This window comes from Pseudomyxococcus flavus, from assembly GCF_050038885.1.
Taxonomy (GTDB): Bacteria; Myxococcota; Myxococcia; order Myxococcales; family Myxococcaceae; genus Myxococcus; species Myxococcus flavus.
On sequence record NZ_CP143624.1, the window covers coordinates 271042 to 283390 of the forward strand.

Annotated in this window: 9 protein-coding genes; 7 read left to right on the top strand and 2 right to left on the bottom strand. The window is 69.1% G+C overall.

The window, feature by feature from the left end:
• Positions 1-167 precede the first annotated feature (167 nt).
• From groES to VZL07_RS01035, 7 genes are all read left to right on the top strand, one after another.
• On the top strand, positions 168-458 hold the full coding sequence (gene groES, locus VZL07_RS01005) for a co-chaperone GroES (protein ID WP_002640434.1): 291 nt from the start codon (positions 168-170) through the stop codon (positions 456-458).
• A 36-nt stretch (positions 459-494) separates the two neighbouring features.
• Positions 495-2144, top strand: a complete 1650-nt coding sequence (gene groL, locus VZL07_RS01010; protein ID WP_426753433.1) for a chaperonin GroEL — start codon at positions 495-497, stop codon at positions 2142-2144.
• A gap of 152 nt (positions 2145-2296) precedes the next feature.
• Positions 2297-2554, top strand: coding sequence for a glutaredoxin 3 (grxC, locus tag VZL07_RS01015; protein ID WP_426753434.1), 258 nt, complete (start codon positions 2297-2299; stop codon positions 2552-2554).
• A gap of 96 nt (positions 2555-2650) precedes the next feature.
• Positions 2651-3052: a hypothetical protein gene (locus VZL07_RS01020; protein WP_426753435.1), complete on the top strand. Its 402-nt coding sequence runs from the start codon at positions 2651-2653 to the stop codon at positions 3050-3052.
• 87 nt (positions 3053-3139) lie between these two features.
• Positions 3140-4150, top strand: coding sequence for a hypothetical protein (locus VZL07_RS01025; protein ID WP_426753436.1), 1011 nt, complete (start codon positions 3140-3142; stop codon positions 4148-4150).
• Positions 4151-4221: 71 nt separating this feature from the next.
• The gene (locus VZL07_RS01030; RefSeq protein ID WP_426753437.1) at positions 4222-5601 is read left to right on the top strand and encodes a sigma 54-interacting transcriptional regulator; all 1380 of its coding nucleotides are present in this window, start codon (positions 4222-4224) and stop codon (positions 5599-5601) included.
• Positions 5602-5642: 41 nt separating this feature from the next.
• The gene (locus VZL07_RS01035; protein ID WP_426753438.1) at positions 5643-6839 is read left to right on the top strand and encodes a hypothetical protein; all 1197 of its coding nucleotides are present in this window, start codon (positions 5643-5645) and stop codon (positions 6837-6839) included.
• 140 nt (positions 6840-6979) lie between these two features.
• On the opposite strand, the gene smc is transcribed toward VZL07_RS01035, so the two are convergent.
• Together smc and VZL07_RS01045 are read right to left on the bottom strand one after the other, a co-directional pair.
• Positions 6980-10582, bottom strand: a complete 3603-nt coding sequence (smc, locus tag VZL07_RS01040) for a chromosome segregation protein SMC (protein WP_426753439.1) — start codon at positions 10580-10582, stop codon at positions 6980-6982.
• A 426-nt stretch (positions 10583-11008) separates the two neighbouring features.
• On the bottom strand, positions 11009-12247 hold the full coding sequence (locus tag VZL07_RS01045; protein ID WP_426753440.1) for an ATP-binding protein: 1239 nt from the start codon (positions 12245-12247) through the stop codon (positions 11009-11011).
• Positions 12248-12349 lie beyond the last annotated feature (102 nt).

Sequence of the window (12349 nt, forward strand, 5' to 3'; positions counted from 1 at the left end):
CGTCGCTTGACGGGTCAACTTCGCTGGTTATTATCCGCCGCGCCTGGGCGTTAGCACTCATGAGGTGCGAGTGCTAATCCCACGGGCCACGAGGCCCTTTTCAACCCCCAAGCAGCTTTCCGGTGGCCATCAAAAACCCCACCGGAAACAACACGAAGGAGCAGGCCATGAAGATTCGTCCCCTGCAGGATCGGCTCATCGTCAAGCGCGTCGCCGAGGAGAACAAGACCAAGGGCGGCCTCTTCATCCCCGACACGGCGAAGGAGAAGCCCCTCGAGGGCAAGGTCATCGCCGTGGGCAACGGCAAGGTGCAGGAGGACGGCAAGGTCCGTCCGCTGGACATCAAGGCCGGCGACACCATCCTGTTCAGCAAGTACGCGGGCACCGAGATCAAGCTCGACGGCGAGGAGCACCTCATCCTCCGTGAAGAGGACGTGCTCGGCGTCATCGAGAAGTAATCCGGCTTCCCACCCTTCCTTCAAGGAACTTCCCACATGGCGAAGGACATTCTTTTCGACGTGCGCGCGCGCGAGGCCATCCTCCGCGGCGTCAACATCCTGGCCGACGCGGTCAAGGTCACCCTGGGCCCCAAGGGCCGCAACGTCGTCATCGAGAAGAGCTTTGGCTCGCCCACCATCACCAAGGATGGTGTGACGGTCGCCAAGGAGATCGAGCTCGAGAACAAGTTCGAGAACATGGGCGCGCAGATGGTCAAGGAGGTTGCCTCCAAGACGTCTGACGTCGCCGGTGACGGCACCACCACGGCCACCGTGCTGGCGCAGGCCATCTTCCGCGAGGGCGCGAAGCTGGTCGCCGCGGGCCACAACCCGATGGAGATCAAGCGCGGCATCGACAAGGCCGTGGCCATCATCGTCGCCGAGCTGAAGAAGCTGGCCAAGCCGACCAAGGACAAGAAGGAGATTGCCCAGGTCGGTACCATCTCCGCCAACGGTGATGAGACCATCGGTACCATCATCGCGGACGCGATGGAGAAGGTGGGCAAGGAAGGCGTCATCACCGTCGAGGAGGCGAAGGGCCTCGAGACGACGCTGGACGTGGTCGAGGGCATGCAGTTCGACCGCGGCTACCTGTCCCCGTACTTCGTGACGGACCCGGAGCGCATGGAGGCCGTCCTCAACGACGCCCTCATCCTCATCAACGAGAAGAAGATCTCGTCGATGAAGGACCTGCTGCCCATCCTGGAGCAGGTGGCGCGCGCCGGGAAGCCGCTGCTCATCATCGCCGAGGACATCGAGGGCGAGGCCCTGGCCACCCTGGTGGTCAACAAGATCCGCGGCGTGCTGAACGTGTGCGCGGTGAAGGCGCCGGGCTTCGGTGACCGCCGCAAGGCCATGCTCGAGGACATCGCCACCCTGACGGGCGGCCGGATGATCGCCGAGGACCTGGGCATCAAGCTGGACACCATCACCCTCCAGGACCTGGGCCGCGCCAAGCGCATCACGGTGGACAAGGACAACACCACCATCGTCGACGGTGCCGGCAGCCAGCAGGACATCGAGGCGCGCGTGAAGCAGATCCGCGCGCAGATCGAGGAGACGTCCAGCGACTACGACCGCGAGAAGCTCCAGGAGCGTCTGGCGAAGCTCGTGGGCGGCGTGGCCGTCATCAACGTCGGCGCGGCCACCGAGACGGAGATGAAGGAGAAGAAGGCCCGCGTCGAGGACGCGCTCAACGCGACCCGCGCGGCCGTGGAAGAGGGCGTCGTCCCGGGCGGCGGCGTGGCCTACATCCGCTGCCTCAAGGCGCTGGACGGCCAGGAGCTGTCCTCGGGTGAGAAGTTCGGCGTGGACATCATCCGCCGGGCGCTCGAGGAGCCCCTCCGCCAGATCGTCGGCAACGGCGGCCTGGAGGGCAGCGTGGTGGTGAACAAGGTCAAGGAGGCCACCGGTCCCTTCGGCTTCAACGCCGCCACCGGCACCTACGAGGACCTGCTGGCCGCCGGCGTCATCGACCCGGCCAAGGTCAGCCGCACCGCGCTGCAGAACGCGGCGTCCGTGTCCTCGCTGATGCTCACCACCGAGGCCATGGTGGCGGAGCGTCCGAAGGAGGAGAAGGAGCTCCCCGCCGGCGGTGGCATGGGCGGTATGGGTGGCATGGGCGGTATGGGCGGCATGGGCATGTAGTCAGCCCCTCACCCCGGCACCCGCCAGGGGTGACGTCCTGAACGCGGCCTCCGGCTCCCTTTTCGGGGAACCGGGGGCCGTCGTCTTTGCGGGCCGGGTGGCGGCAAGCCCCCCGGCCCCTTAATTTGCTGAAGACGAAGGAGGAGACACCTGTGAAGCCCGTGAAGATCTATACGACCACCTACTGTGGGTACTGCGTCCGCGCCAAGGACCTGCTCAAGCGCAAGGGCGTGGATTACGAAGAGGTGGACGTCACCGGAGACGACGACCTGCGGGCGAAGCTCGTGGAGATGAGCGGCGGCCAGCGCACCGTGCCGCAAATCTTCATTGGCGATACGCACGTCGGCGGCTACTCGGACCTGTCCCGCCTGGACTCCGAGGGCCGCCTGGAGCCCATGCTCCAGGCCTGAGCACCTCAGGCAGGCGGCCCGCCGCCCCGCCCGATGCCCCCGGCTGGCGATGCATAGCTTTTCCCCGTGGCACTTCATCCATCCACGGGAGGCGGCATGGCAGGCGAAGAGCAACAGACGGGGACCCGCGACGCGCAGTACAACCTCATCAGCGCCCTGTATCACCTCCTCAAGGGCGCCTCGACGAGCGAGGCGTACATCCGGGATGCCGAGAACACCGGCGACCCGGAGCTCGCGCAGTTCTTCCGCGACTGGCAGGAAGAGCAGCGCCACCTCGCCGAGCGGGCGAAGAATCTGCTCGGCGCCCGCCTGGCGGACGTCTCCAGCGCGGGCACGGGCCGAAAGCGCGCCGCCAGCGGCGGCAAGCGCGGCGCGGCGGCGGAGAAGCAGCCCACCAACGCCAGCGTCAACTCGGGCGGCAACGACAGGACGCAGGACGCCGTCGAGGAGGAGCTGCTGGAGACCTTCCCGGCCAGCGATCCGCCGGGCCGGTACTGAGGCGCGCCCCGGCCTCCAGGGTCCTTTCCACGCGGCGTGATGCAGGATTCTGGATTCTGGCCGAACGTTCGTCTTGGATGGGGGGTCGTGATACACACCGCCCCCATCCACCGCCCTCATCTGGCTCTGCTGCTGGTGGCCGCCCTGGCCCTGGCCTGCCGGAGCACGCCCTACCAGGTGCGCAGCACGCTGCCCGAGACCCTGGGCGCGTCAGCGGTCATCGTGGCCCCCTTCGAGTTCCGGTGGGAGGAGCCTGGCTGGCGCGCCCTGGAGCTGTCGCAGCGGCTGGTGGGCGCGGGCCTGGCCCAGGCCGGCGACGCGGCCCTCTTCTTCGGCCCCACCGAGCTGCGGGTGCAACGCCGCGAGGACGACGGCGCCTGGATGCCACGCGACACGGTGGCGGTGCTGGCCTCCTACGGCGTGCGCCCCGACGGCGCGCTCTGGCTTCGCCCCTGGGCGGAGAAGCGCGTCCAGTCCGGAGAACGTGAACTGATTGACACCCAGGGCCAGTCGGTGGGCCAGAGCGCCACCGAGGTGGTGATGTACGTGGGCCATGTGGAGGTCCTCCACCCCGCCACGCGCGAGGTGGTGCTGGAAGTCTCCGGTGAGGCCACGGTGAATCCCTACGCGGACATCCTCGACGAGGGCGCGGACCCGGCACCCGAGCTGACGGGCCTCATGGAAGCGCTCACGCGCGAGGCGCTCCGAGGCGTGAGCGGACAGCTGAAGCCGCCGCGCGCGCCGGCTCCCGCCGTGGCCACGTCCCTGGCGTGGGCGCCGTGGGCCGTGCTGGACCTGGAGGCAACGCTCGCCGCCCGGGACGCGCTGGACGCGCAGCGCCTGCGCATGCAGCGCCTGCGCTTCGCCAACCCCGACATGGACCCCGCGGTGCTCGAGGCGCTGGCGCGCGGGCCCGGCGGGCTCTACGTGCGCGCCGCGCCCGAGGGCGCCAAGCTGTCCGCGGGCGATTGGGTGCTCACGCTCGACGGCCAACCCGCACTTCCGCAGACCCTGGCTCGCGCGAGGCTGGCACCCGTGCCGGTCGAAGCGCGCGTTCAACAACCCTCCGGCAGGATTGTTCCGCTCGTACTGCCGTGAGGATTCCCGATGTGAAGAGCCTCGCGTCGGGCTTGCCCGCCCATGCGACTCGCACCTAAAGAGGACCCGATATGGATAGGCCCGAGGTCACCCAGACCACTCAGACGGAGCAGGAAGGACGTACCACCCGCATCCCCATCTCCGAATGGACGGTGGAGGTGGTGGCCGGACCTGACAAGGGCAAGAAGGTGAAGACGCAGGACGGGTTGGTCCGCGTGGGCTCCGACGGTGCCTGCGACCTGGTGCTCACGGACGCCACGGTGAGCCGCCGGCACCTGGAGGTGGAGCGCACCTCGCGCGGGCTGCTGCTGCGCGACACCGGCAGCCGCAATGGCACCTTCCTGGATGGCCGGCAGGTGCTGCAGGCCTACCTGACCAGCGGCGACAAGGTCGAGCTGGGCAAGACGAAGCTGGCCGTGAAGGTCGCCCCGCGCCCCACCGAGGTGGAGGTCGCGGGCGCCGAGTCCTTCGGCGCGCTGGTGGGCGCCTCGGAGAAGATGCGCTGGGTCTTCACGGAGCTGCGCCGCATCGCCCGCGAGGACATGAGCCTGCTCGTCGAGGGTGAGACGGGGACGGGCAAGGAGCTGGCGGCGCGCGCGGTGCACCAGCACTCGGCGCGGCGGCACGGCCCCTTCAAGGTGGTGGACTGCAACCTCATCTCCGAGGAGAAGGCCGAGCGCGAGCTCTTCGGCGGCCTGCGCGCCGGCGACGGCGAGGACCGCGAGGCGCGCGGCGTCTTCGAGGCGGCCCGCGGCGGCACCCTCTTCATGGACGAGGTGGGCGAGCTGCCACTGCCGGTGCAGGGGAAGCTGCTGCGCGTGCTGGAGACGCGCGAGGTGCCGTCGCTGGACGGCCAGCCGGTGGCGGTGGACGTGCGCGTCATCGCTTCGACCCACCGGAACCTGGAGGAGGACGTGCGCCAGGGCCGCTTCCGCGCCGACCTCTACTTCCGGCTCGCGGTGGCGCGCGTGCGCCTGCCGCCGCTGCGCACCCGCCGCGATGACCTGCCCGTGCTGGCGCAGGCCCTGGCGCAGACGCTGCGCGCCAGCATCACCCTCACGCCCCAGACGCTGGCCCTCTTCGAGGGCTATGACTGGCCCGGCAACGTGCGCGAGCTGCGCAACGTGCTGGAGCGCGGCGCCCTCATGGAGGAGACGGGCAACAGCAGCTGGCTGGACTTCCTCGCCCAGCCGTCGCGGCGCCCCGAGGGCCAGGCTCCCACCACCCAGGTGGCCACGCTGGTGGGCACCCTGCCCTACCACGAGGCCAAGGACCGGGTGCTGGCCGACTTCGAGCGGCTGTACTTCGCCGAAGTCATGAAATCCGTGGGCTTCGACATGAAGGCCGCCGAGCAGCGCACCGGGCTCTCCATGCAGAGCCTCTATCGTCTATTGAAAAAGAACGGACTTCGGCTCAAGGACCTCAAGAACGCCGAGGGCCTGGAGAAGTAAAGAAGTCCGCACGCAGGTCCACCCCCAGGGAGAACAACCGCATGTTGCGTCGTGTTGCCGTAGCCTCCGTCGTCTTCACCGCCGCTTGCGCCGGTCAGCAGAAGCCCGCCGCGCAGGCGGGCCAGCCCACGTCGACCGAGGAGCGGGTCCGCATCACCAACCAGCCCCCGTTCGACCTCGTGAACTGCTTCCCGCGCGAGCTCCAGCTCCCGGAGCAGGCCAGCCAGGGCGTCGTGCTGGGCGCGCTGCTGACCACGCGTCCGCAGGTGATGGAGTGCCTCGTGGACCCGAAGAACCGGGGCGCGGAGAAGAGCACCACCGTGGAGGTCAAGACGACCGTCACGGACCAGGGCGCCTCGCACGCCGTCAGCGGGACGAACCTCACCCCCGAGGGCCAGGCCTGCATCCAGAAGGTGGTGGACACGCAGGTGAAGCTGGCCGCGCTGCCCAAGGGCGCGCAGCCGGTGGAGGCCGCCATCCCCTTCGAGCACACCGCCAGCGGCCTCAACTCCGTCACCTTCGGCATCAACGAGGGCTCGGACTTCACGGGCGCGGTGCGCCTGGCGCAGCCGAGCTGGTGTGAGTGCTACCAGCCCTTCAAGGAGCAGGTCCCGCCGCCGCTGACGGCGAAGATCAAGCTGCTGAAGGCGCAGCCGACCCCGGCCGAGGTCACCTTCGAGTCCTCCGGCAACACCGAGGCGAACCAGCTGGCCGCCTGCCTCCAGCCGAAGATTGCCGCGCTGCCCGTCAAGCTGTCCTCCGACGAACTGGGCTTCTCCTACCGCTTCGTCCACTTCGACTCGTCCGCGCCGGACGAGGCGTCCGCCGCCCTGCCGCCCGAGCTGCGCTTCCTGCAGCTGGACCTCAACCGCACCCAGCGCGCGGCGGACTCGGCCATCGCCGACGGCGCCCGCACCCCGGCGGCCCTGGCGTACGCCGAGGTCGTGGACCGCTACCAGAAGACGAAGAACTGGCGCCTCTTCGACGAGATGGCCAGCAAGTGCGACGCCCTGGTGAAGGCGGACACGGGCGTCATCGAGTCCATCAAGGCCCGCCAGGCCACGGACCAGGCCGCGCTGGCGCTCGCCACGGAGATGGCGGCGAAGGACGCGGAGAACTGGGCTGACGTCGTCACGGCCACGCAGAAGAACGTGGACGAGTCGGTGAAGGAGCTGGCGGAGGCGGAGAAGATGGCCGCGCAGGACAAGGCCGCCTGCCCGAAGAAGAACTTCAAGTAGTCCCCCGCCCCAGGGCGGAAAGCACGAAGGCGCGGGAGCCCGGAGACCGGGGCCCGCGCCTTCCGTGTTTCAGGGGCCTGCGAGGCCACCCCGCCGCGGCGGGCACCGGAAACCCCGGTGCCCCGCCCGCCCGGCGTGGCTCAGGCCGCCGTCACCTTGTCGTCGTTGGCCGCGCCCGCCTCGCGCATGCGCACGCTGACGAGCTTGGAGATGCCCGGCTCCTCCATGGTGACGCCGTAGAGGGTGTTGGAGACCTCCATGGTGCGCTTGTTGTGGGTGATGAGGATGAACTGCGACTGCTTGCTCATCTCCTTCACCATGTCGTTGTAGCGGCCCACGTTGCCCTCATCCAGCGGCGCGTCGACCTCGTCGAGGAGGCAGAAGGGCGTCGGCTTGATGAGGAAGATGCCGAAGATGAGGCCCACGGCGGTGAGGGCCTTCTCGCCACCGGAGAGCAGGTTGACGCTCTGCAGCTTCTTGCCGGGCGGCTGGGCGACGATTTCCACGCCCGGCTCCTGCCCCGGCCCCTCGTTGGTGAGGATGAGGCTGGCCCGGCCGCCGCCGAACAGGCGCGGGAAGATGGCCTGGAACTTCTCGTTCACCACGTCGAAGGTCTGCTTGAAGCGCTCGCGGCTGGTGGCGTCGATGCGCTGGATGGCGTCCTTGAGCTGCTCGATGGAGGACTGCAGGTCCTTCTTCTGCGCGATGAGGAAGTCGTAGCGCTTGGACAGCTCAGCGTGCTCGTCGATGGCGGTGAGGTTGATCTCCCCCATCTTCTCCACCTGCGCGCGCAGGTCCTTCAGCTCCGCCTCGGACTCCGGGGCCAGCGCGGGCAGCAGGTGGTACTTGTGCAGCTCGTTGGCCAGCTCCACCTGATGCCGCTCGCGGATGCCCGCCGCCAGGTGCTCCAGCTCCAGGGCGATTTCACGCTCGCGCAGCGAGATTTGCGACAGGCCCTGCATCAGCTCGTCCACGCGGCCGCGCAGCTCGCGGAACAGCGTGTCCTGCTCGCGCACCTCGGCCGAAGCCGCGGTGTGCGCCGCGCGACGCGCCTCCAGCCCTTCCGCGGCGAGCTTGTGCTCCTCGGCGCGCTTGGACAGGCCCCCTTCCGTTTCGGTGATGCGGCGCTCCAGCTCCTCGGTGCGCGCGGAGCCCTCCACCACCGTGGCCTGGAGCCGGGCGATGCGCGTCTCCATGTCCTTGCGCTGGGTGACGAGGCTCTCCAGCTCCTTGCGCGCGGACTCGCCGCGCTCGCTGCCCGCGGCCACCTTGATGCGCAGGCCCGTCAGCTCGCCGTTGGCCGTCTCCGCGCGCTGGCGCAGCGACTCCTGCTCGGCCACCAGCTGCCTCACGCGCTCCTCGCGGCCCTCGCGGTCCGCCTGGCCGTGCGCCACCTCGCCGCGGCTGGTCTCCTCCTCGTGCTCCAGGGCCATGTAGCTCTGGGTGAGCTGCCCCTCCTCCACCTCCAGCGCCCGCACCCGCTCGCGCACGCGGGCCAGGTCCTCGCCCGCCTTGTGCAGGTCCTTCTCCTGGCTGGCGAGGTTCAGCTCCTCGGCGTGCTGATTCTTGGCCAGCCCCTTGAGGACCCCCTCCGCGTGCCCCATCTGCTTCTGGAGCGTGTAGTGCCGGGTGAGAATCTCGTTGTAGCGCTCCTCCACCCGGGCCACCTCGGTGGCCAGCTCGGCGATCTCGCGCTTCTTCTGGAGCGCGCCCACGGCCGCGCCCTCGCGCTCACCACCGACGATGGTGCCGTCCGGCCGGAAGACCTCGCCCTCCTGCGTCACCAGCGTGCACTGCGGCCCGCCCGAGTCGGCCCACGCCCGCGCCGTGGCCACGTCCTGGACGATGATGACGTCCCCGAGCAGCAGCTGGACGAGCGGCGCCAGCGCCTCCTCGCACGTCACCTCGCGCAGGGCGTGCGCCAGCACGCCGGGCCGGCTGAAGTCCGGCTCCAGCGGAGGCGGCAGCGCGTCCAGGGCGGGCACCGGGAGGAAGCTGCCCCGCCCCTCGGCGTGGCCCTTGAGGTACTCCACCAGCTCCACGCCCTTGTCGCGGCTCTCGACGATGACGTGCTGGAGCCGCTCGCCCAGGGCGGCCTCCACGGCGCGCTCGTAGCGCGGGGTGACGTTGATGACGTCCGCCACCAGGCCGAAGATGCCCTGCTCGCGGGGCGTCACGCCGGCGCGCGTCATCACCGCGCGCACGCCGCGGTCGAAGCCGTCGTAGTTCTTCTGGATGTCCTCCAGCGTGGCCAGGCGGCTGCGCTTGTCGCTCAGCTCCTCGCGCAGCGCGATGACCTCGATTTCGTTCTCCGTGAAGGCCGCGCGCGTGCGGGTGAGCGCGTCCTCCTCCTGGCCCTTGCGCTCGGCCAGCTCCGCGGCGAGGTGCCGGGTGTCCTCCACCCGCTTCGCCACGTCGCCGCGCACGTTCTCCAGCTGCTGCTCCTGGGCGCGCAGCGCCTCCAGCTCGCCCTGGAGCTTCGTGCGGCGGGCCTCCAGGTCTCCGCGCTGGCGCGCGAGGTTGACCAGGTTGCTCTCGTGGTTGGCCAGACGGGTGGCCACGGCGACGAGGCCGGCGCGCTCCTGCTCGAGGCGCAGCGCCACCTCCGTCTGGAGCTGGGACACGCGGCGCAGCTCCTCCTGCGCCACCTGCATCGCGACCTCGTCCTCCTTCCACGAGCCGGCGATGCCCGACAGCTCCGCCTCACGGGCGGCCATGGCGTCGGACATCTCCGCCTTGCGGGCCATCAGGCCGTCCAGCTCCACCTGGGCGGCGGCCACCCGGGCGCGCGTCTCCTCCAGCTCGCGCTTGCCGTAGGACATCTCCTGCGTGTCGCGCTGGAGCGAGCTCTCCAGGGCGTGCACCTCGGCGGCCAGCGTCTGGAGCGCCGCGGCCTCCGCGTCCAGCTCGGCGCGGCGGCGGGTGATGGTCTCCTCCAGCTCCTTCACCCGGTCCAGGCTCTCGCGCTCCTCGGAGCCCAGGTTCTCCAGCCGCGACTGGAGCATCTTCTTCTCCGCCATCAGCTCGAGCTGACGGTGGGTGGCCGCGTGCAGGTCGATGTCCCGCATGCGCGCCTTGAGCTTCTTGTACTTCTCCGCCTTCTTCGCCTGGCGCGAGAGCGCGTCGAGCCGCTTCTCCAGCTCGTTGGTGATGTCGGTGACGCGCAGCAGGTTGGCGTCGGTCGCCTCCAGCTTGCGCTCGGCGGCCTTGCGGCGGGCCTTGTACTTGGTGACGCCCGCGGCCTCCTCCAGCAGGTGGCGCCGGTCCTCCGGCTTGCTGGACACGATGAGGCCCACGCGGCCCTGCTCGATGATGGAGTACGCCTTGGTGCCCACGCCGGTGCCGAGGAAGAGCTCGGTGATGTCCAGCAGGCGGCACTGCGTCTTGTTGATGAGGTACTCGGAGTCGCCGTTGCGGAACAGGCGCCGCGTCACCGTGACTTCGGAGAAGCCCTGGTACTGGGGCGCGAGCTGGTCCGTGTCGTCCACGATGAACGTGAGCGACACCTCCGCCATGGACAGCGGCGGCTTGTTCTCCGAGCCGTTGAAGATGACGTCCTCCATGCCGCGGCCACGGAGGTTCTTCGCGCTCTGCTCACCCATCACCCAGCGGATGGCGTCGACGACGTTGGACTTGCCGCAGCCGTTGGGCCCGACGATGCCCGTCACGCCTTCGTCGAACGTGAAGACGCTCCGTTCCATGAAGGACTTGAAGCCGGTGATGTCCAACCGCTTGATTCGCATGCCAGCGGGCTCCTAGAGCGGGCTCTGTACGAGGAGGGAAACGCGCGCGAGGCCGAAAAATCGGCTCCGGAGCGTTCGGCGAAAAGGAGTACCAGCCACCTTCCGGGCGATCAAGCGTGGCCATGCCACGCATCGCCATACGTTTGGTTGCCTGGTCTGCGACAGAGCGGACGCGCCCTGTAGCGCCCGCCCTCCGGGGTGGTGGAGGCACGCTGCGCTCCGCGCGTGCAGTGTCCTCCGCGCGGAGGCCCGTGTGGCAGGCAGCCCTGTTGAGTCCTGTTGCGCTACGTAGAAGCGTCACCTCGCAGGACGTAGCATCCCGATCTGACAACGCCGATTCACGACTCTCCGCCTGCTTCCGGGTGGGGAGACGTGCCCCGATGAAGGCCCCTGCCTTCGACCCGGGGGGCGGCCAGGAGCGGGCCCTCAGCCGCCGAGCGCGTAATTCTCCAGCAATTCGAGCGTGCTCCGGACCGCGGGCTGTGCACCGAGGATGAAGATGGGCGTCTTGCGAGCCCAGGCCAACCGAAGGGCCTCATAGAGCAGGGCGTGTGCGTAGCTCTGCGTACACGTGGAAATCCCCACGAAGTCGAGCGCTACGGGCTGGCGCTTCACCAGCCTCGGCAACAGTTGCTCCTCAGCGAAACGCTGTGCGGCCCTCGCGTCCTCGACGCCCGTCGAGCGGACCACGAACTTCAAGGCGCCCTCTGGCGGCGCCTCGAACGACAGCCACTTGTGAATGGCGCGCCGGGGCGTACGCTCGGCCGCCCGCTGGCGGATGGTCTCGATCATCCCGTCGTAATCCTGAGCGGCTTCCGCCGGCATCTCGAAAGCGACCAGCGTGCCCGGATATCCCACGCCGCTCAGGAGCTGCTGGATGCCGTGAGGATTCTCGAAGTCCTCGTCCCCCTGGAGCATGAGCGTGGCGCCCCGGGTGGCGATGACCAACCTGCCACCGACCAGCTTGGTCATTTCCGAGATGAAGAAGAGCCCCATCCCGGCGTTCTGGGCACTCCCTGTCTCGCCTTCATCGAAGGCACTTGAGATGTGCGGCCACAGCGATTTCTCAAGGGCCGTCTTCGCATCCGCCAGGGCATGCCGGCTCTGGAGACTAGCGGGAATACCGAGGCCCGCATCCGCGACCGCCACCTGGACCACGGGCTGCGCCGCGTTGCGCCCACCCCGGTTGAGCTGCGCGCCAACGATGCCCCCCAACGGGTCCAGGCTGTGCTGAACAACGTTCCTCAAGAGTTCGTTCAGGACGTAGTAGAGCGTCCGACGTGTGTCCTCAAAGCGGGCGTCCGGGAGCAACAAGCGCGAGATTTCGTCCGAAGGCGGCTCGGTCGGGGCATACCGCTGGATTCGCGCCAGTTTGACGATCCGCCCCTGCTCGCTCGGAGCGGTCCCCTGCCCACCGGTTCCCGACAGGACGTCTTCGAAGCCGACCGCACGCGCGAACCCGCCTGACCTGGAGTGGGAATCGAGCGACACCCGCAGCGGTGCACTGCCGTCCCGCCTGGCAAGCGCCGCGATCGCGACCAATCCCCACATTTCAATGGGGTCGATGGCCCCAAGCGCAACCCCTACCGGATCGCTCTCCAACCAGCGCAACAAAGGCGTGGGCTCACTCAGCTCGATCCTGGAAGGTGCAGCCACCGGCGTCATGCGAACCCTCGCGTCCTCACCCCGGGGGCCTTGCCCCCTCACGGCTGGCACTCACCCTCAGCGGAGCCTTGGCCGTACCTCACGCCCCATTTCCGTGCTCCT

Bases quoted from the DNA above. Each gene is read 5' to 3' on its own strand.
- smc (WP_426753439.1), bottom strand. From the start codon at position 10,582: ATGCGAATCAAGCGGTTGGACATCACCGGCTTCAAGTCCTTCATGGAA.
- VZL07_RS01030 (WP_426753437.1), top strand. From the start codon at position 4,222: ATGGATAGGCCCGAGGTCACCCAGACCACTCAGACGGAGCAGGAAGGA.
- VZL07_RS01035 (WP_426753438.1), top strand. From the start codon at position 5,643: ATGTTGCGTCGTGTTGCCGTAGCCTCCGTCGTCTTCACCGCCGCTTGC.
- groL (WP_426753433.1), top strand. From the start codon at position 495: ATGGCGAAGGACATTCTTTTCGACGTGCGCGCGCGCGAGGCCATCCTC.
- groES (WP_002640434.1), top strand. From the start codon at position 168: ATGAAGATTCGTCCCCTGCAGGATCGGCTCATCGTCAAGCGCGTCGCC.
- VZL07_RS01045 (WP_426753440.1), bottom strand. From the start codon at position 12,247: ATGACGCCGGTGGCTGCACCTTCCAGGATCGAGCTGAGTGAGCCCACG.
- VZL07_RS01020 (WP_426753435.1), top strand. From the start codon at position 2,651: ATGGCAGGCGAAGAGCAACAGACGGGGACCCGCGACGCGCAGTACAAC.